Origin of the sequence: Providencia hangzhouensis (assembly GCF_029193595.2) — a bacterium.
GTDB lineage: Bacteria > Pseudomonadota > Gammaproteobacteria > Enterobacterales > Enterobacteriaceae > Providencia > Providencia hangzhouensis.
In genome coordinates this window covers 1621796-1641697 of the sequence record NZ_CP135052.1, presented here as the reverse complement: position 1 = coordinate 1641697, position 19902 = coordinate 1621796, and the positions used below count along the sequence as shown (strand labels likewise).

The window sequence follows — 19902 nt, the reverse complement described above, 5'->3', positions numbered from 1 at the left end:
GGGATTCAAGGGAAGTCATACAATCAGAGGCCAAAAAAGTATGCGAAAGGACAATAATACAGCACTACCACATTTTAAAACGATAGGCATTGTCGGGCACCCTAGGCATCCTGAAGCATTGGCAACTCATGAATTAATATACCATTGGTTAATTTCAAAAAATTATCATGCCATTATCGATAAACAAGTTGCTAAAGATTTAAAATTAGATAATGCCAACACTGGTACATTAACTGAAATAGGCCAACAGGCTGATTTAGTTGTCGTCGTTGGCGGGGATGGCAATATGCTTGGCGCTGCTCGTATTTTATCCCGGTATAATAATAAAGTGATCGGTGTAAATCGTGGTAATCTCGGTTTTCTTACTGATTTAGACCCTGATAATGCATTGCAACAACTTTCAAGTGTTCTTGAAGGAAAATACCGCGAAGAAAGACGTTTTTTACTAGAAGCACAAGTCATTAAAGCTAACCAAAAAGCACGTAAAAGCACCGCAATTAATGAGATTGTTCTGCACCCAGGCAAAGTTGCGCATATGATCGAATTCGAGGTTTACATTGATGAAAAATTTGCCTTTTCTCAACGTTCTGATGGTTTGATTATCGCCACACCAACAGGTTCTACAGCTTATTCTCTTTCCGCAGGTGGCCCTATTTTAACCCCGAACTTGGATGCTATTGTATTAGTTCCAATGTTTCCACATACCTTATCCTCCAGACCACTAGTGATTAGCAGCGACAGCAGTATTCGGTTGAGGTTTTTACGAACAAATATTGATTATGAAGTCAGCTGTGACAGCCAAATTATGCTCCCTATTCAGGATGGAGAGGAAGTTATTGTTAAACGTAGTAATAAAAATCTTAATTTAGTTCATCCACAAGATTACAATTATTTCAATACGTTAAGTTCAAAATTAGGCTGGGCTAAAAAAACTTTTTAATTTTTTCATTCTGCCTCTTTACTGTATAAAAAAACAGTCATACACTGTATTAAAACACAGGTGTGTATTTTTACAGGAGAGCGCAGATGCTTACCCAACTAACAATCAATAATTTTGCAATCGTACGTGAATTAGAAATTGATTTCCGTAATGGTATGACAGCCATAACCGGTGAAACAGGTGCGGGTAAGTCCATTGCTATTGATGCTCTTGGCCTATGTTTAGGTAATCGGGGGGAAGCCAATATGGTACGCCCTGGTGCACTGCGTGCTGATCTTTGTGCCCGTTTTTCCTTAGTTGATGCTGAGATGGCTGCTAATTGGCTTATTGAGCACCAACTTGATAACCAAAATGAGTGCTTATTACGTCGGACTATCTCTCCTGACGGCCGTTCCCGAGGTTTTATTAACGGCGTTTCTGTACCTTTATCACAACTTAGAGAACTCGGTACATTACTGATCCAAATTCATGGCCAGCACGCGCACCAACTCTTGCTAGATAACACTCATCAAAAGTCCCTGCTTGATGCCTATTCAAACCAGCAAGAACTACTTGCTCAAATGAAAAAAGCATGGAAAACATGGCACGACTCCTGCCAACAATTAGCCGTATTTCAAAAAGAGATACAAGAGCGTGAATCTCGACAACAGTTGCTGGAATATCATCTAAAAGAGCTAAACGAATTCCTTCCTGTTCAAGGGGAATTTGAAGAGATAGACCAAGAATATAAACAACTCGCTAATCATGGGCAATTTTTGTCTATTGGTCAAACAACCACGCACATACTATCTGAAAATGATGATGCGAACGTCATTAGTTTATTAAATATGGCAAAAAATGAATTGACTGATCTCGTTGCTCTCAATCCGAAATTTTCAGAACTTCTCGATATGCTTGAAGAAGCATCAATACAAGTCAGTGAAGTCAGTGATGAAATAAAACATTATTGCGATCAATACGAACTTGATCCCAACCGTTTATTTGAACTTGAGCAACGTATCTCTAAACAAATTAGCTTAGCTCGAAAACATCATGTTAGCCCCGAGGCACTACCTGAACTATTTCAACAGTTATTGACTGAGCAAGAACAAATTGCTAATCAAAATGAAGATTGTGAAACTTTAAACGAGCAAGTTACTATCGATCATCAAAAAGCATTAGCTTGTGCAGAGCGTTTACACCATGTGCGACTGCATTATGCCCAAGAGTTAAGCACACTAATTACCAACAGTATGCATCAACTTTCAATGCCTCATGGTCTGTTTACTATTGATGTGAAATTTATACCAGAACAATTGCAGGTTGATGGTGCATGTAAGATAGAATTCAATGTTACAACGAACCCAGGTCAGCCACATCAGGCGCTCGCTAAAGTTGCTTCAGGTGGTGAACTATCGCGTATCGCACTAGCTATTCAAGTTATTACCGCTAAGAAAATGGATACTCCAGCGTTAATTTTTGATGAGGTCGATGTGGGTATTAGCGGACCAACAGCTGCTATTGTTGGTAAGTTATTACGTGAGTTAGGTGAATCAACTCAAGTCATGTGTGTAACGCATTTACCTCAAGTTGCAGGTTGTGGACATCATCATTTTTATGTAAGCAAAGAAACTAATGGCGTTGAAACTGAAACTCATATGCAGCTATTAGATAAAAAATCTAGATTACAAGAGCTTGCGCGCCTTTTAGCAGGTTCAGAAGTCACCAAAAATACACTAGCCAACGCAAAAGAGTTACTTGCAGCATAATTTTTGACAACTTTTTTACGCTCATGTGGTCTTAGAGTCGATAAGGAAGGTTTTAAATTGTATCAATGTCGATTATCATTGATGTTCTGACTCCAAAAGGAATGAGATATCCATGCGTTATAAATTGTTAACTGCTGCCGCACTATCACTCGCATTAATGTCTACGGGCTGTTCAATGATGGAACGTCTTGTCTATCACCCAGACATTAACCAAGGTAATTACCTCACAGCGAAAGATGTTGCTAAGATCCAAAAAGGAATGACACAGCAACAGGTCGCTTATACTTTGGGCACGCCAATGTTATCTGACCCGTTTGGTACTCAGACTTGGTATTATGTTTTCCGTCAAGAACTTGGGCATGACCCAGTTCAGCAAGAAACTTTGACTCTGATTTTTGATCGCAATGGTATTCTTACTGACATCAAAAACGAGAAAAATCTTGCCGCGCAGGAATCAATGGAAGCTGCTGAAACAAAAGCATCAGAAACTAAAACAGCTGACTAACCACAAACACTAAGAACCACCTAGTGTGATAGTAACAACCTGTTTTATGAAGGACTTATTCAGGCGGGTTGTTATTATGAGTATCTTTATTAAAAATTTATTTAGACTCAACTTGTATAAATAAATTTAAAGACAAAAACCGAGCTTTGCTCGGTTCGCTACGTATAATCGGTTTACTTATTTTTAACTTCTTTAGACTTTTCCGCTCGTTTGCGACGTAATTCTTTTGGGTCTGCAATCAAAGGTCGATAAATCTCAACACGATCCCCATCTTGCACTAAATCTGTCAATTTAGCAGGGCGACTATAAATACCAATCTTATTTTTTTTAAGATCAATATCATCTCTAAGAGCTAAAATACCAGAAGCTAGTATTGCTTCTTCTATTGTCGCCCCCTCTTTCACTTTTACTGATAGCAAAAATTGCTTTTCAGGAAGCGCATATGTCACTTCAATATTCAGCTCAGACACTGTATACATCCTTTGCTCTTAAAGTGAAGGCTTGAACCATATTATTAGCTAATTCCTTAAAAATTTTGCCAAATGCAAGTTCTATCAATTTATTTGTAAATTCAAAATCAAGGTGAAACTCGATTTTACAAGCATCAGGGCTTAAAGGAATAAATTTCCAACCACCAGCTAATTTACTAAATGGCCCTTCCACAAGTTGCATATGAATGCACTTGTTATCCTCTAGCACATTTTTTGTGACAAAAGTTTTGCTAATGCCTGCTTTTGACACTTCAACAGAAGCGGTCATTTCTTCAGAACTATGACTAATAATTCGGCTACCCACACACCCCGGCAAAAAGCTCGGATATGAAATAACGTCATTAACGAGTTTATACATTTGTTCTGCGCTAAAAGGGACCAACGCAGAGCGACTAATCTGTGGCATATCAATTCCTATCCCCAAAAACTGAGCGTATAATACCATCTTTGATTGGTTAAACAAAAAACAAAACCCACATAGGGCAAGATTTGCACAATCAAAAAAATATCAGCTTAGAAAGATTTCTTTCAACTCAGCTTACAGTATAATGATTGCACTATGACAAAGAAAAAACCATATAAACCCGGTTCAGCAACAATTGCTATGAACAAGCGTGCTCGCCACGAATATTCTATCGAAGAGGAGTTCGAGGCGGGTCTATCCCTACAAGGCTGGGAAGTCAAATCACTCCGTGCGGGCAAAGCCAACATTGGAGATAGCTACGTTCTTTTAAGGGACGGCGAAGCTTATTTATTCGGTGCAAACTTCACACCGCTGACTGTTGCATCATCGCATGTTGTGTGCGACCCAACTCGTAGCCGTAAATTACTTTTAAATCAACGTGAATTAGATACACTTTACGGTAAAGTTAACCGTGAAGGTTATACCGTTATTGCACTTTCTCTCTACTGGAAAAATGCATGGTGTAAAGTTAAAATCGGCGTTGCCAGAGGTAAAAAATCTCACGATAAGCGTTCTGATATTAAAGAACGTGAATGGCAACTCGATAAAGCACGTATAATGAAACATTCTAACCGCTAACCTCTAGCTTTATAGAGTATTTTTCTGTTATACTGCGCTCAACAACTTGGGGCTGATTCTGGATTCGACGGGATTTGCGAAACCCAAGGTGCATGCCGAGGGGCGGTTGGCCTCGTAAAAAGCCGCAAAAAAATAGTCGCAAACGACGAAAACTACGCTTTAGCAGCTTAATAACCTGCTTAGAGCCCTCTCTCCCTAGCCTCCGCTCTTAGGACGGGGATCAAGAGAGGTCAAACCCAAAAGAGATCGCGTGGATGCCTTGCCTGGGGTTGAAGCGTTAAACTTAATCAGGATAGTTTGTTGGTGGCGTGTCTGTCCGCAGCTGGCAAATGAATTCAAAGACTAGACTAAGCATGTAGTACCGAGGATGTAGAAATTTCGGACGCGGGTTCAACTCCCGCCAGCTCCACCAATTAAATCAAGGGGTTGCGTGAAAACGCAGCCCCTTTGTCTTATCTAATGTCCACTTTGCGTCCACCACTCTAAATGAAGATGGACACTCAATATTTATTAACGAGGGTGATATGGCTTTAGTAAAATGTAAAGAATGCAAAAAGGAAGTATCAGACAAAGCAAAACAATGTCCGCATTGTGGTGTGAAAGAACCCGGAGTAACAGCAAAACAAAAAGCAGGTGGCTGTCTTGTTGCCCTAGTCATTTTTGCAGGTATTGTTTATTACTTCGCTAGTAGTGATTCTGAGAATAAAACAACAAATACAAACCCTGTTGCATGTGCCAAGAATGATGGAGAGTGCATCGCAAACTCTATGATGAAAAATGCGGATTTAATTGTAAGTTGTAAAACCAATATTCAAAAACTTTCAAAGTACGATTACGAGTGGACTGATGGAATAATGACACCTATGTTTTCACGGTACTTGCTTGATGAAAAGAATAATCAAATGACTCTTGTTGGTGATGAACTTAAATTCACAAATGGATTTAATGCAAAGGTTCCTATGACCTATCACTGCATTGTTAATATTGATAGTGAATCAGTTGCTAATGCAAAAGTAACTCAAGGCCGCTTACAATAATTTCGTGACATGTCACAGCGTGATTTATTTTGTCTAAGGTATGTCACGCTAATTTCCCCAAATAATTTTCCAGTTCATTTCAGTTTTTCAATTCCTCTCAAGCCGCATGATTGCTGGCTTTCTGAAATTACATGGTTGATATCGTGATCCAATCAAACTCACGTAAAATAAAAAATACTTATATATTTCATTATGTTGCATTTTTGGCGCGATCCATTTCGTGATCTAAAAACTGAAATCTATTGAAATTCTTTTCACACATTTCAGTTTGAGATTTTCGGCAAGTCCCTAGTATTGGCGCGGCTTTCCGGTATGGTTTGTAGAATTTTAAAACTGAAATAATTTTTAGATCCAAATTGTGCAGGCGGGTGCGGTGTAGTGCGTTTTACGTGGTGAAAACTTTTATTTCGTGGGCGCTGTGATTCCTCAGCACTGCGCAGATGATGTGATCCACTTTGTTTGTTGCGCTGAGTTGTTTATGAATTGAATCGCTTGGAATGGCTCTGGAGTTGTTTTATTGCAGGTATAAAAAAGCCCACATGATGTGGGCTAATGATAATATTTTTATATGTTAATTCGTATAAAGATAATGATATTCATATCGTGTATTTTTAGTTTGCGTTTCAATAACTTTCAACTTATAAGTTTCAAGTGTTAGTCTTTCTGGCTCTACGTAGCCTGTTACAACAGTTGCGGGCATGGGCGTGCGTGGTGGCATGCATACGTGACAAATAGGGTATCCACCATCATCAACTGGAGCCTCATAATACTCGCCATCCCACGACCCGCCTATGAGTAATATTCCCGCTTGCTGCTTTAAATCGTCATTCTGATGATTGCGATTTTCTTCCGTAAGCGTTTTTCTAATATAATTTTTTATATTTTCCAATAACTCACTGTTTGTTATATCTCTAATGCTTTCTTGAAAATTTATATCCATTCCATTTTCAAGAATAAACTTCCACCTTATTTTCGTGTGGCTTTCTGTAACTTCAATAATTTCAACCCGTTGAGCTGCAAACAACCTATTGTCCTCATCTTTGCTTAAACTTAGATGCGGTACTAATTCTTTCAGGTTTGTAAATCCCATGACAACCTCTCAATAATCCTTGTTGCAGTGATTCTATCTAATTCTAGTTTTACTTACCAATAACAGGTGAGTACTTTTTATTCAAGGTGTCTGACTTGGTGCCAGTGCCTTTGATATCTTGCGCGTTTAATGGCGCACCTGTATTGCTGTGAGTGTGCGCGGCTGTCAATTCTGCTAATTCTTTCACTACATCAAGTGTGTCTATCATCAATTGTGCGACGTTGATTTGCTGGCTACCTATCCAAATAACAGGCGCTATAATTTGTTGCTGTGCGCCTGCGATACTTTGTTTTATTTGTCCAACTTTCTCTATCAGCTTTTGTCCCACGGTGATAGTTGAGTTTTGCCCAACATCAAGGGTCATGTCTTTTTCAATACTGGCGACATAATTTGATGATGTGGCGATTGAGTAGTCACCCTCAGATAATTGCTGTATTGCGCCTGCTAGTAATTTTCGTGTACCTAAAACGGTTAATGTGTCGCTGGCCTGTACTGTGGTTTCCCTTGCGACAAGTTCGCGCTGTTCTTTGTCCGCTTTGATAATGCGTAACATTGACGCTTCATTAATGCTTTGGTCAGTTTCACGGTTCCAACTACCATCTTGGGTTACACGCTGAAAAACTTCTTTGCGTTGTTGCTGCAATTGCTCCCCTGGTTGTATGTCCGGTAGGGTATTATTTTGACTGAGCGTTTGCCGGATAAAGGGTTTATCTGGCCTGCCACCTTCAAAAGCGATTTCGACTAATGTTCCCTCGGGTGGAAATTGAAACATACCGCTTTCACCGCCTGCCATTGGGAGTGGTAAAGGTACCGCCTTGTAAGTTGGTGCGGCTGATTCGTTACCGTCACTATCTAGCAATTGCACGTCAACGGCATATTTCGGTCTGAATGGGTCAGAAATATCACCGGCACTAACTGACTCGCTTGGTGATTCAATTCGCGCGAATTTTGGTAAATGCAAACCTGCTGATAATTCGGGGTAAGCCTTATCAATTTGTTTTTGAATTGGGCTCTTATTTTCTGCTTTCCCTGTCAATGGATTTGCGGCTGTCCAGTAGAGCGTAATATCGTCATTTTCAAGCTGAATTTTATTAACCCGCTGATTATTTACCACGGTTCCGGCACGTAACGCGGGGATTAATGGGTAAGTGGCGCTGTTACCTGCAGATTGATTCTTTGAAAATTCAGCAGGTATTTCGTAGTTATCGGCTTTAAACATCGAATCCACCCAACTGCCGACAAAAACTTTACCATCTGGCATTTGGTACCAGACATAATCAGTGATACTAAAAACTGCCCCTAAATTGGTTAGTAGTTGATATCCGGTGCCGTTATGGGTGAAATGAGGAATAGGTGTATTGATATATTTCGCATCGGGCAAAATAAAGGTTAGTCCGCTATTTTCCTGTAAGTAGTCGGTGATGGTTTTTAATGTGGGGTGCTGGAATGAACATGGCCACATTTTATCAAACAGGCCAACGAGCTCACGAACAAATAATTTTTGAAAGCCATTATCGGCAGGTTGTGACCGCTCAACATATCCAGTGAAATATCGATACAGTGAATCTGTGTAACCCGTATCAAAGCGAACTAATTTACCTGTGTAATCATTTTCTGTCTCAACCGTCAGAAACCCACGACCACACGCTGATAGTTCGAGCATGATTTTAGCGTCCACAATATGGACTTCATCATTGGATAAATAGCAGCGGCTAATGGGTTTCATGGGTTCCCCCAATCATTAATAGGCTTCAATACTTCTCTCTCAAGCCAGCTTAATTCGTCTTTTTCTTCTTGTGAGCCTGCTGTCGGTGCTTTCGGGTTGCCCGTCTGCTTTTTCGCTTTGACTTGGGCTGCGGCTCTGGCGTCTTTTTTCTCAGAAACAGATAAATGCTCTCGCAACGTGAATGTGACTTGCCACGCCATCTGCCCGTCAATTTCACTGGCATCAATATTGTTGGTAAAAGTACCAATGCGAAAATTAATCGCTTTAGCGGTGTGGTTTGCCACCCGATAACGTTTTAGCTTTCCGTTTTCGGTGGCTCTCGCTAATGTAAATAGGCGCGTGAGGATTTTTTCATCAATAAAATTAATCACGCCCGTTATACGCAGCTCTTGAGGTTTAATACCTTGCTCCGCTACGGATGTGCTGGACGTTTGACCGGATTGGTCTTTATCTTGAAATTGAATGGACGAATTAACTTTGATGTTTTTCAGCGGAATAGCTTCACCATCAAGGGCGAGCGTGATGGTCGGGTTCTGTGCTGTTGATTGATTTTGTTGGATCATGAAGCATTCCCTTTAGTGGTGCAAGTTCGCTTCCTGCGAACAGTGTAGCCAATGTAAAAATGGCATCTGGCTCAGGGATATCTTTTTGTAGCCGTTCCGTTAAATAATCACCTGTACCTTTGCCCGTAAAACTCCAAATAATCACGGATTTTCCTAATAAATCCGTGAGTTTATTGCCAATCTCTTTAAGTGCGTTCTCTCTTGCTGATTTAAAGCCGGACATAGCAGATTTCATGGCATCGATACCGCTTGCACTGCCTGCGCTATTTTTGGCCTGTTCTATCAATTGAGCATTAATTGTTGCTCGACTTGTTGATGTTGATAGTGCCTGCGGCTTAGGTAAGCCGCCAAACTGCTTGCCGGGCAATTGCATTTTAGTGACTTGCAGATTAGCCGCTGTTTTTGCCATGCGTTCTACCTGAGAAAAAACAGGCAGTGGAAATACAGACGAAAACAATTGCAACAATGACATAAATTCGACCTGCGATTTAGCGCAGACCATCATGACAACAATGTCAGTTTCACCCGCACCTGCCAATTTCTTTGCAATATGATTAATGGCGTTGGTTGGGCTTAAATAGCAGCCTGTATCTGTTTTTTGCCCAAGTCCGTAAATAAATGGGTGAGCAGGCACCATCGAACAAGTTAACCCCGACATAGTCGGGGACATTTTCATCAATGATTTACGCCACGTTGGGTGGATTATGGTTTCACTGGCCATTCGATATCCGGTGCGTTTGAGGTGTCAATATCAGAGACTCTGACGCTGTAAACTTCCCACTGTCTAAGTAGCTCAATTTCTTCATCGGTTGCCATTCCTAAGCGCACTTTGCGCTCAAGCATTAAGATATTTTGCTCTGCCTCTTCTAAACGCTGAGTTTTTTCCCTCTCTGCTTGTTCGACTAGCATCGCTTTTTGCGCATCAGTATCTGTTACCCATTTTTTACCGTTCCACACATCGAACTCAGTTTTTGGTACTAACAATGTTAAATTGTTTGGTAGCTCACCAATAAAATCAATTTCCATCGGTTGACGGGTTTCTGTGCTGTAAGCCGTTTTACCTCGGTTATCTGTCACGATTTCCCATTTAGAGCCATCCTCACTACGCACCACCGCGAAACCGGATTTTGTCGGTAATTCTGGCGCATCAATATAAGCACCAGCCGACACGCTTACATCAAAATAAATACTCTCCATGCTCGCTTTTAAATATTCACGCGTGTGTGGGTCTGCTATATAAACTTTAATCCAACCTGCTTTTGTTGCTAAACCATTGTCGCCAATTTCGGCTTGTTCAATCTCTAAATTATAGTTTTTCATTATGCTGCTCTCACTATATATAAAAATGCAATGTTGCGAACTCGATTTTCTTTACCTACATTGAATGTAATGCTATTTACATTAGTTCCAATGTCACCTCTTGATAGGTATTTAGATGAAGAACTGTGAATCATTAGATCGTTATCTGATGCAGTAGCAATACAAGTGATTTCACCAACCTGCCCATCTTGAAAGCTATTAACTGAACGATTAACATCAATATTTCTTCCTGCATCAAGTCCACGAAGAAATTCGCCCCGTAAATCGGGTAATATTCCCGATGGATAGGCTTTAGCAAGCAATGGATAAGTGGTTTTATTAAATACTTGACCATTGCAGATTAAATATCCCGCAGGGGCACTTGATTGCGGCCATGGAATTGGACATCCCACAGGGTAATCACTGCGCTCAAGATAACCGAGGATTTTTACATTACCGTTATGGTCAGCTTGAGTATTTGCTGTTGTCAATGCACTGAAATAACTTCCCCACACGCCACCTGTTTTAATTCGATAGGTGACCTCTTTATTGTGTGCAGTAATAAAAAATGCTTCATTGACTGAGCTAACTGCCGCCAGTAATGCACCATAAAGAGGGTTTCCGCTAACGGTTTGTGGTGGTGCGTTAACATGAGCCCCTCCACCTACGCCTGAATAAAAACCTGACTTATCGATTTTTTCATAATCACCCCCCGGAATTCCGACACCAAAACCGCCGAGACCTAAATCACCAATTTGCATTAACGTCCCGTCTACTTCTGGAATTACATGATCGAACCATTTCCCTGTTTTATTTCTCGATCTTATTCTTGCAATATCACCACGGCTATCTAGCTGCGCACCTGTCCCTCCAGCTGTATGCACCGTCACTTGTCCGCCAGATGTTTGAATTGCTCCCGTTGCTGAAATTCCACCGTTAATCGCACCACCTGTTTTATCAAACTTCTTATCAAGGCCATTATTTAACGCTGTATTGGTTGCATAGTCACCCGCAGGGGCATAATTTCCGGCTGGTTGTTTTTTGCCTAATTCAGTCGCAAGCAAATTTAAGCTAGGAACTTTGTCATTATCATTGCCTAGAACGCCTGAAATATTGGCTTTATCAATTTTTTTACTTAAATCTAATTTTAAACGAGTTTCTAATGCGCTGATTTCTTGACTACTTAACGCCCCCATTGAGCGCAAATCTTTTACGTTCCCTGATGCATCAATGCTGGCAATGGCGAACACTTGATGGGTAAATCCAGCGGTATCAACATAATTAGTCAGTGTTGCGGCAGCGGTAATTTTAACAACAGTGTTCCATTGACTAACAATGTTTCCCTGATAAGAAAAATCAGCGTAAACCTTAGTATTGCGTAGGCCATTTAAAATCTGGTTTTGTGTCAGTTCACCACGCAAACCGCCTACATAGCCTAAACCTTTTTTAACCGTGTATTGTTCACCACTGCGGATAACTTCAAAACCATCATTAAAGAATGCAGCCGCGCCATAGCTATCAACGTTAATCAGGCGCTGCATTTCATCAATGCCCGACAAACGCGCAGTAAAATCAATTTGCCACGTTTCCGCACTGGTTTTGATTTGGGTTTCTTCGGCTGCGCCTTGGAATTCCAAGATAAATGAGCGGGTTAACACGTTTCCTTGCTGCCCATTTTGGGTTTTAAGTTTCTTTTGGATAGGGGCGTGGGTAATCATTGCAACCGTGCCGGATGCTTTATTTAATAAGCCTATCCAGTTGAAATCAAAGTTACCGACTTCTGCACCCAATGTGACGCTATAGGCCACGGCATTTTCGCTGGCTAAACCTGCTTTATTGACCGCTTGACGGTGAACAATTTGATTTGCAGGGGGTAATTTTTCGTTGCGGTCAATCGGTTTGGCTGGGTCTAAATTCGGCACATTGGCGAACACGAATTCATCCAACAACACGGCTTTACCGCTTGCCGCTTCTTGGGCTTTCCATATTTCGAAAGCAACTGTAATAACTGATGCCATGAATGTAGTCCTTTACATTAATGATGCGCCAAAGGTTTCACTTGACGCGGTAATTTGTCCAATTCGAATAAATAACGGCTGATTTGGGAGCGTGGCGTAATAGCAAATATAATCGGCTTCAACAAAGCCCACTCGCATTCCTAACTCATGCACCGCCATGACTTCAAAGCGATAGCGCCTACATGTTCGCCCATACTGCCTAATGATTTGTAATAACAAATCCGGGTTATTGGCGATTTGACCGTCGCTGACACGTAAAATAATGACGTCCCAGTCAATATCCGGCTGTCGCTCGTTAATTTCGACGTAGCCGACGCCAAGGCGTTTAAATATCTCAATAAACCCCGCGACACTGCCGGAGTCTTTGGCATTAATAAACGCATATTTCACGCGCTTGCGGTATAAATCCAACGGTTCATTATTAAAGCGGTGGATATCGCGCTGATAGGCCAACAAGTTTAATAATGGCTCAGTGCATGTGTCGGGGTCTAGTTGCGCTAAAGGCCACGTTAACCAGCTATAAATAATTTCCCAAAACCGCTTTGCTGCACGCAATAATGTGGCGAGCTCACCAAGGTTCATCCATGATGGCAACTGCAATCGCTTTAATCGCGCTTTAAACTCGGGCATTTTGTACCTCTATCGTGAGCGATTTTAGGCGTGGGACGCTTAAATCACTGACAATGTCGGGAATGCTAAACACAATAGAATCCAAGACGGAAAACTGTTTATGTAACTCACGACCTAAATTTGAGAATGAAAAGCGCGAATATGGCCATGTTTTTTTGACATCATAATTGGTGTTTTCACGAAACGCACAACGCACCAAATCGCCCGTATCTTGTTTGAGTTTTTGCAGTTCCTCAGTGGTGAGGTTTTCCACGCTTTGCACAAATAACGTGATTTTTAATGCGTGCTGTGTTTCCGGCATAGGAAAGCACTGCATATCATCACCGTGCCCGTGGTGACCTTGTGCATTAATATAATCATTCACCTTGTCGATAAATGGCTGACTGGCGACGCCACTGTCTAAGAGTAAATAAGCGTTAGCGGTTCCCGCTCCGCGTGGTGCATCATGCAAAAAGAAAATACGGTCAATACTCAAGCCGACAACATTCGCTATCATGCCGCGATAAACAGCATCAGTGTGATATTGACCGACTAAGTTGTATTGATTGCGGCAGCGGTCGCGCAAATCATTGTCACTTTCTGCATTCGCACCCGGAACTAATAACCAATTTTCTTCACTTTGAACGCGCTCAATCCCTGCAATCGCCACGGGTAAAATACGAAAATAACCAGGAGCAAGATTGTAAGCCCCTCCGGCATTTTCAGCGATAACCGGCACTAATGCACTATCGGTATTTATCGCTTTAGTTTCAACGGTTTTCATACTGTAAATAATTCCGTTGATACGCTCTGTTTGCACTATGGTTCCAGCAGGAATGGTGACTGTTCCCGCACCTGCGGTACGATAAAAACGGATGACGCCTTTTGCTTCGGTGGCAGGCTTGCGCGTTAAATTGACGCCCCATGCAAACATATCTAGCCATTGGCCTGATGCGGTTGCTAAATACATATTTTTCAAGGTGACATTAATTAATGCTTCCGTAAGCCAACGAACAGGCTTTGTTACGATGGTATTAATTAAGCGCCAAAATGGGGACATGTCCGAAGTATTAGTGACAAAGCCCTCATCGTGAACAATTTCTGCAAATTTATCGCTAATTTCTTCTTCTGAGACAGGCATTCCGCTGTCACGCAAGACCTGTTCATAATCAATTTCAGGAATGTTTTTACTGTTCATAATTCACCCCTAAACTGATACGGCCAAAATCATAAGTGTCTGCAGTTACCCAAAGCCGCTTTGTATTTTCTTCATCAATCACAACCGTACCCGGTACCAATCGGTCGTCACTTTCAACCAAGATTTCCATTTGCGTGCGAATGTCCGCGCGTAATGTTGGGCTACGCTCTGCCACTAATTGGGTGGCAAGGCCGCTTTCAATAATACGGTGAGCCACATCTTGGGTGATTGATTGACGGTTATTACATAACTCCGGCTCATTGCCGGAGTTTAATGTCAAATCTCGGTTTGTAATTAATAAATCAATGTAGAGTAAATTATCCATTATCAAGCGCAGTCCATTCCGCCAAATCCGTTGGTGACATTCCGTTTGTCACATTGATATTTACTGTATCGTATCGCTTGCTGTTATCAATCGATTGGGTTCGGTTATTGCTGATTTGCCGACTAATGCCGCCTTTCTCTACACCGCTAAGTTGCCCACCGACTAATAAACCTGCCGCGCCTGCTGGGGCGGGTGAGCCGTCAACGGTTCCCGTTGTTTTGGTTTCAATATTGACGCCCGGCAGGTAATTTAGTGTTTCTACAATGGTGTTGTAGACACTACGGAAAGAATCAGTAATTGATTGCCAAACCTTTGAAAAAATAGCTTTAATACTATTTCCCATTGCTTCAAATGTTTTATCAATCGGTGAGTCACTAAAGAAATTGCAAACCGCATTCCACCCATCCGTAATTGCCTGCCACGTTTGAATAAATGCAGATTTCAAAGTATCAATCACAATCATGAGCGCCTTGAATGCCCATGTATCGGCAAAATAGGCTGTAAACTCTTGCCACTTTTGTGACATCCATTCCCATGCTTGCATAGCAACAAGCCCGACGGCACGCACGGCAATTGCTACCACTTTAAATGCGGTGGTGTTCATCACTGCTGCTTTAACATCATCCCAATGTTGAATAAGTTTATAAATGCCATAAGCTAAAAGCGCGATGGCGCCAATTACCAATAAGATAGGCCAGCTCATAAATGAAAAGCTGACACCCGCAATTTTTGATTGCAGCGATACTGCCATTAATACCCCACGCAGATATTTCAGTGATGCACTCCACGCCTTTACTGCAACGCTATATAACCAAATAGCAGCGGTGCCAATTTTTAGCACGCCACTAAATACGCCCATGATGATACTTAGCCCTGTCATGATAAATTTGGAAATGCCCATCACGATATTGGCGGCAGCACCTGCAGCAGCAAATCCGAGTGTTCCCATCGTGATATAACCGACCCATCGCGCGATATTAGGGAATAAAGTAAACCAACGTACAAGGGTTTGACCGCCCTCCGCGAGTTTATCGATTAATGGGGTAATGACAGGTAATAACGTCATACCAATGGCGATACGGATAGATTGCCAAATAGACATAAGCCGTTCCCACGGATTGGCTAATTTTGCGGCTTGTTCCGTGGTGCGCTTCATTCCATCACTGGCGCCCAAGAAGCCAATATTTTTACGCAAAATATCAACATTGCCATAAAGCTGTTTGACCACGACGGCAGAGTCACCAAAGGCGGCTTCAATTTCTTTTTGGGCTTTTAAATTGCCCTCAATGCTCTTGCCGTATTTGGCCTGCAATTTATCCAGCATTTCAGGCATGGATAACATCTGACCTGACACACTGACGAATGACAGGCCGAGTTTTTTACCGCTATCGGACGCTGTTTTGAGGAATGCTTCATACGCTCCCGACGACTCACCGCCTAGCGTTCTTTGCAGTTCACCCAATACAGCAAGCTGCTCATCAATCCCGACGCCAAACTGCGTACCTGCATTTTTTGCACCCTCCATCAAACCTGTTATTTCAGCCATCGATACGCCAAACGCTTTTGACATATACACGGCCTTACCTGCTAAATCTTCGGCAAACTTAACATGCCCAACGGCATTTGCTTGGCTCTCAAACTGGTTAAACATTTGCCCCATGTATTCGGTGGCTTCGGTTGATGTGGTTTTTAATGCCGCGGCTGTCGTATTAGTAATACGGGTTAATTGTGGCAAATCTTGCTGCGTGACATTGTTAATGGCTTTGCTGATTGCCGTAGTGGAATTGACAAAATCAATGGATGATTTTCCGTATTGGGATGCGAATTTCAGGGCGTCTTTAGACACTTTAGACATGATGCCATCATCAATACCCTGTAATGATGCACTCATCATGGCGTCATTCATTTCAATGGCAGGGTCAAGGATGCTTTTAATAGACCAGAACGCCCCGGCAAGACCTGCACCGCCTACAGCAATTTTACCAAAGGCGACTTGGCTGTCTCTAGCAAAATTAGAGACAGCCGATTGCACTTGTCGAATAGGCTTTGTGATATTGTCGATAAGGCTGAGAGTAAAATCTAACTCGCTCATGAGTCACCTTTAAACGCTAATACAATTCCGTTTGCGACTGCAATTTGCGTATTTTCCCAGTGACGGTTATCTAACCAGATTGCAGTAGCGATATTTTCTTCCGTGTCCGGCTCATGAGGTAAATAGTGTTTTCTGAGCGCAATGAATTGCTCTAACTCATTACGCTCAATTGCACGAACACGGTTTTTTAGTTTTTTACGCTAATTTCCAGCTTTGGCGCGTATTCTTTGTTTACTGCTTCGGCAAGCTGTGCGGCAGCCCCCGGAAAGCTCAGTAATTCGTCTAAATATTCTTTGCTTTCTGCGGTGACAATACGTTTTAAATAAGTGGTGAGCGGAGCAACTTTATTGTCCATCGACATATCGTTAATCATGCCGTTATAAGCCGTGATATTTGGCTCAAAGCTAACGTCTTTTTCATTGATAGTTAACGTAATAATTTTTTTAGTCATGAGATAATTCCTTTCTCTTTCTGATTTCGTCCGTTAATTGGTTGTGCCGTGCGGCACATTGACCGTATAAAATAGCCATTTTTTCTAATGGCTCTGAGATATCACGGCCTGTTGTTCCCGCGAGTCTCGGAATGTCCGTCGAGCATTTTTTTAACAGGTTTTCCTGATAGCTCACGCTCGATGTTTTCTGCGGTTTGGTTGTACATGCTGACAAACTCATCACTAACACAAACGTTAGTAAACACAGGCTTAATAATTTCAGTGCGTATTTCTCTGGGGGCAGCATTGGCAATCCCCTCCAATTGTTCTTCCAGCTTTTGACCGGACTCACTCGATATCTTTTCAATATCCCCTTTGATTTTTGCTGCTGTCCTACTTGCGGTTAGCTCAATGCTATCGTGATATAAGCCGTTGACTTTCCAACCCGCGCCAAAGGCACAGGCCAATAAAGCAATTATCAGCGCGAGTTGTTTTGTCATATTAATGCATATCCTTTTTCGAACTCTGCAATGCCCCAAGGTTGCTGCCCCGCATTTTCGACACGAGTAATGGCATCCGCTAAAGCAAACAAAACGTCTTTTTGCATAACAGATAAGCAATCATCAGGACTAACCCCTAACTCTTTTGCGACACGCTGAATATAGCCCTCAGTGTTATTTTCCACTGGTGGTGCATAGCGGTTAATAATTTCACGAATAGAGCAAATTTTGTGTTTTCGCTCATAGGTACGCATTAAAATAAACAGCGCCCGATACCCCCATTCCGGTGCGATAAATCGGCAAAATGATTTATCTGTTTGCTCAGGGTGTAAACCTCGCCATTTATCACCGTGGCGAATATTACCGGGGTTATTGTTACGAATGCCTCTTGGTGGTAATTTGCTCATTGCTTAAATTTCCCTTTTAACAGTGCGCTTCCACGTTTTCTAATCCACATTTCAACCGCTTGATATCCGGCAATCCCTAATGCGGAGGCACATCCAACAAGGGCAAGCGGTGAAAGGTCGGGGATCCAAATTAAAAGTGCAGCGGCAGCGACAGAGGTTGCCGCCCCTAAAATTACCCGACTCACAAATAACTTGATGGTGATAGGTTCAGCCCCTGTTAGCATTTGACCAATGCTAATTAGCGCCCCGATAATAACCATTGTAATAAATGTTTTTTCGTGTTCTTCCATGAACAAATTATCCCTATTATCCGATAAGGGTTTGAGTTAACTCAGATTCCAAATAAGGAATGCCTTTAATACGCACAAAATCAGGACTCGTAACCAGATATTTAATTTTGTGAGTAGTGAGTGCGCCACCTTTGGGATCGGTATCTAAAATATCAGTCAAAATCAATTTATTGCCGAATGATTCGACTTTCATTTCTTCATTGCCTGCCTTGGCGTACCAAAGGAAATCCATTGGCTTAATCCCACGCCATGAGCCTGCCGCCCGCGCTTTTGCGACGATAATCTCAAAATATTTTGTACTAATTTCGATTTCACCCTCTGCGCTCACATCACCCGCGACAAAACCGTCGGGCATACCTTTGGTTTGCGCGGCTGCGGTATTATCAGTAATGGATAGGCTCACTTTTTCGACGTGAATTAAGTCACCATCAATATTAAAGTCAAAGGATTGACCAGATAAACGTTGGCTCATTATGCGCTCTCCAAGCTAGCATCCAGTAAGATACTGACCGTAATTCCTTTCGGACATTCATACGTTCTTACTGTGATATAAATTTCAACGGTATTTTTGGTTTTCCACACAATCACGACGTCATTGTCTTGTGGCGGTTTACATTCACCGGGGAACGTGACACCGTTGATTTCTGCACTACGTGACATTTCACGCATAGTGCGAGCAAAATACGATTTGTGGGTTTCAATGCTGTTTGGTGTACTGTTTAAGCTACGGTCTGCAATTTTTGCAATAGCTTGTAAGCGAACGCGACGCGCGACTTTATCAACAATACGCAGGTTTTCAATTGCTTGAAAATCGCCGCCCTCAACATCTAAGGTTCGACCATCTGACCAATACATGCCGTCATAGTCGGGGTACCACATTGGCACGCTATAACGGAGTTTTTCCAACGCTTGCAAGGTGGCTAAGTCAATTTCCACACCGCTATCGTCTTTGGGTTTATCAACGTTGCCTAAATCAAGCAGAGCGCCTGTTTTTACCCGAGCCGGGCTATCGGCAATGGTAACCGCACGATTACATAAACGACCCGCCAATACTCCCGCTTCATTTCCCCAAAACGTGGGCACTAATTGAATAGATTCAACCGCTTCGCCTTTTTGGAGTTCACCAAGGCGGGTTAATGCTAGCTGCCATGTTTCTTTCGCTTGTAACCCTGCGACAGAAAGAATTGCCCATGTCCAGCGCCCAAACTTCGCCATTAAATTGGCGCGGAGTGTTTGCGCAGCTTTAATTGTTGTTTTGGTGGCATCACCGATATAGACATAGCCCTCAACACTGGCAACAGATTGCGCTTTCATTACCGCATCAACAAAATCGGTTTCGGCTGCGCTCTCGGGCAAGACGTGAACATAACCAAACCAATTCTGCCCAGCATTCGCCATTGCTGCCTTGATATTCGACTTTAAAGGGCTATTTTCTACCCCCAATAATGTATCTAAATCAGTTTGAGTATTAACAGGTAAGGTTTCACCAATATGGCTCTTCCCTTTGCCCACAAACAGCAAAACACGCTCAATTTCTTTGGTTTCGCCTTGTAACTGATTGACTTGATTAACCTGAATGTTAGGCCACATAG

At 42.1% G+C, this 19902-nt stretch carries 25 protein-coding genes and 1 other RNA gene; 6 read left to right on the top strand and 20 right to left on the bottom strand.

From position 1 onward, the window contains the following. Positions 1-40 precede the first annotated feature (40 nt). The 3 genes from nadK to bamE all read left to right on the top strand — a co-directional run bounded on the left by nadK (position 41) and on the right by bamE (position 3193). Entirely contained in the window at positions 41-940 is a 900-nt protein-coding gene (nadK, locus tag PZ638_RS07195) for an NAD(+) kinase (RefSeq protein WP_164455432.1), read from the top strand. 86 nt (positions 941-1026) lie between these two features. Further along, positions 1027-2688 carry a DNA repair protein RecN gene (gene recN, locus PZ638_RS07190; RefSeq protein WP_144140241.1) on the top strand — a complete coding sequence of 554 codons (1662 nt, stop codon included), beginning with the start codon at positions 1027-1029 and terminating at the stop codon, positions 2686-2688. Positions 2689-2800: 112 nt separating this feature from the next. Beyond that, complete coding sequence (gene bamE / locus PZ638_RS07185) at positions 2801-3193, top strand: outer membrane protein assembly factor BamE (protein WP_004265001.1); 393 nt, start codon at positions 2801-2803, stop codon at positions 3191-3193. A 173-nt stretch (positions 3194-3366) separates the two neighbouring features. Here bamE and PZ638_RS07180 read toward each other — a convergent pair whose 3' ends face one another. Further along, positions 3367-3672 (bottom strand): RnfH family protein, encoded by a 306-nt coding sequence (locus PZ638_RS07180; protein WP_004265002.1) that lies wholly within the window; start codon positions 3670-3672, stop codon positions 3367-3369. Beyond that, positions 3656-4090 carry a type II toxin-antitoxin system RatA family toxin gene (locus PZ638_RS07175; RefSeq protein ID WP_036959027.1) on the bottom strand — a complete coding sequence of 145 codons (435 nt, stop codon included), beginning with the start codon at positions 4088-4090 and terminating at the stop codon, positions 3656-3658. Before PZ638_RS07175 ends, PZ638_RS07180 begins: the two co-directional genes overlap by 17 nt. 153 nt (positions 4091-4243) lie before the next feature. Between PZ638_RS07175 and smpB the strand changes: the two genes are divergently transcribed. The 3 genes from smpB (at position 4244) to PZ638_RS07160 (ending at position 5763) form a co-directional block, all read left to right on the top strand. Continuing rightward, positions 4244-4726, top strand: coding sequence for an SsrA-binding protein SmpB (gene smpB, locus PZ638_RS07170; protein WP_004265004.1), 483 nt, complete (start codon positions 4244-4246; stop codon positions 4724-4726). Positions 4727-4774: 48 nt separating this feature from the next. After that, positions 4775-5138: a transfer-messenger RNA gene (gene ssrA / locus PZ638_RS07165) on the top strand. A 112-nt stretch (positions 5139-5250) separates the two neighbouring features. After that, positions 5251-5763, top strand: coding sequence for a zinc ribbon domain-containing protein (locus PZ638_RS07160; RefSeq protein ID WP_048607893.1), 513 nt, complete (start codon positions 5251-5253; stop codon positions 5761-5763). Positions 5764-6334: 571 nt separating this feature from the next. Here PZ638_RS07160 and PZ638_RS07155 read toward each other — a convergent pair. The 18 genes from PZ638_RS07155 to PZ638_RS07080 all read right to left on the bottom strand — a co-directional run bounded on the left by PZ638_RS07155 (position 6335) and on the right by PZ638_RS07080 (position 19900). Continuing rightward, positions 6335-6853, bottom strand: a complete 519-nt coding sequence (locus tag PZ638_RS07155; RefSeq protein ID WP_275612110.1) for a hypothetical protein — start codon at positions 6851-6853, stop codon at positions 6335-6337. 49 nt (positions 6854-6902) lie between these two features. After that, positions 6903-8579, bottom strand: a complete 1677-nt coding sequence (locus PZ638_RS07150) for a type VI secretion system Vgr family protein (RefSeq protein WP_275612109.1) — start codon at positions 8577-8579, stop codon at positions 6903-6905. After that, on the bottom strand, positions 8576-9142 hold the full coding sequence (locus PZ638_RS07145; protein ID WP_275612108.1) for a baseplate complex protein: 567 nt from the start codon (positions 9140-9142) through the stop codon (positions 8576-8578). Before PZ638_RS07145 ends, PZ638_RS07150 begins: the two co-directional genes overlap by 4 nt. Continuing rightward, entirely contained in the window at positions 9087-9863 is a 777-nt protein-coding gene (locus tag PZ638_RS07140; protein WP_275612107.1) for a hypothetical protein, read from the bottom strand. The genes PZ638_RS07145 and PZ638_RS07140 overlap by 56 nt, the downstream gene beginning before the upstream one ends. Next, a complete protein-coding gene (locus tag PZ638_RS07135; RefSeq protein WP_275612106.1) occupies positions 9845-10462 on the bottom strand; it encodes a tail fiber assembly protein in 618 nt (205 codons plus the stop codon). The genes PZ638_RS07140 and PZ638_RS07135 overlap by 19 nt, the downstream gene beginning before the upstream one ends. After that, positions 10462-12459 (bottom strand): phage tail-collar fiber domain-containing protein, encoded by a 1998-nt coding sequence (locus PZ638_RS07130; RefSeq protein ID WP_275612105.1) that lies wholly within the window; start codon positions 12457-12459, stop codon positions 10462-10464. The genes PZ638_RS07135 and PZ638_RS07130 overlap by 1 nt, the downstream gene beginning before the upstream one ends. 12 nt (positions 12460-12471) lie before the next feature. Beyond that, positions 12472-13089, bottom strand: coding sequence for a phage tail protein (locus PZ638_RS07125; RefSeq protein ID WP_275612104.1), 618 nt, complete (start codon positions 13087-13089; stop codon positions 12472-12474). Then, positions 13076-14266, bottom strand: coding sequence for a baseplate J/gp47 family protein (locus PZ638_RS07120; RefSeq protein ID WP_275612103.1), 1191 nt, complete (start codon positions 14264-14266; stop codon positions 13076-13078). The genes PZ638_RS07125 and PZ638_RS07120 overlap by 14 nt, the downstream gene beginning before the upstream one ends. Next, entirely contained in the window at positions 14256-14591 is a 336-nt protein-coding gene (locus PZ638_RS07115; protein ID WP_275612102.1) for a DUF2590 family protein, read from the bottom strand. Before PZ638_RS07115 ends, PZ638_RS07120 begins: the two co-directional genes overlap by 11 nt. Further along, positions 14584-16683: a phage tail tape measure protein gene (locus PZ638_RS07110; protein ID WP_275612101.1), complete on the bottom strand. Its 2100-nt coding sequence runs from the start codon at positions 16681-16683 to the stop codon at positions 14584-14586. Before PZ638_RS07110 ends, PZ638_RS07115 begins: the two co-directional genes overlap by 8 nt. Then, positions 16680-16763, bottom strand: coding sequence for a DUF6890 family protein (locus tag PZ638_RS21265; protein ID WP_375084321.1), 84 nt, complete (start codon positions 16761-16763; stop codon positions 16680-16682). The genes PZ638_RS07110 and PZ638_RS21265 overlap by 4 nt, the downstream gene beginning before the upstream one ends. 107 nt (positions 16764-16870) lie before the next feature. Beyond that, a complete protein-coding gene (locus tag PZ638_RS07105) occupies positions 16871-17134 on the bottom strand; it encodes a putative phage tail assembly chaperone (RefSeq protein WP_096864679.1) in 264 nt (87 codons plus the stop codon). After that, positions 17127-17309, bottom strand: coding sequence for a hypothetical protein (locus PZ638_RS21320; RefSeq protein WP_229597467.1), 183 nt, complete (start codon positions 17307-17309; stop codon positions 17127-17129). Before PZ638_RS21320 ends, PZ638_RS07105 begins: the two co-directional genes overlap by 8 nt. Then, complete coding sequence (locus tag PZ638_RS07100; RefSeq protein ID WP_164455416.1) at positions 17236-17613, bottom strand: MIF4G domain-containing protein; 378 nt, start codon at positions 17611-17613, stop codon at positions 17236-17238. The genes PZ638_RS21320 and PZ638_RS07100 overlap by 74 nt, the downstream gene beginning before the upstream one ends. After that, positions 17610-18020 carry a structural protein gene (locus PZ638_RS07095; RefSeq protein WP_048608857.1) on the bottom strand — a complete coding sequence of 137 codons (411 nt, stop codon included), beginning with the start codon at positions 18018-18020 and terminating at the stop codon, positions 17610-17612. Before PZ638_RS07095 ends, PZ638_RS07100 begins: the two co-directional genes overlap by 4 nt. Further along, on the bottom strand, positions 18017-18310 hold the full coding sequence (locus PZ638_RS07090) for a phage holin family protein (RefSeq protein ID WP_048608858.1): 294 nt from the start codon (positions 18308-18310) through the stop codon (positions 18017-18019). The genes PZ638_RS07095 and PZ638_RS07090 overlap by 4 nt, the downstream gene beginning before the upstream one ends. A gap of 16 nt (positions 18311-18326) precedes the next feature. Beyond that, positions 18327-18782 (bottom strand): phage protein, encoded by a 456-nt coding sequence (locus PZ638_RS07085; protein ID WP_048608860.1) that lies wholly within the window; start codon positions 18780-18782, stop codon positions 18327-18329. Beyond that, positions 18782-19900: a DUF2586 domain-containing protein gene (locus PZ638_RS07080; RefSeq protein ID WP_275612100.1), complete on the bottom strand. Its 1119-nt coding sequence runs from the start codon at positions 19898-19900 to the stop codon at positions 18782-18784. The genes PZ638_RS07085 and PZ638_RS07080 overlap by 1 nt, the downstream gene beginning before the upstream one ends. Between the last annotated feature and the right edge of the window lie 2 nt (positions 19901-19902).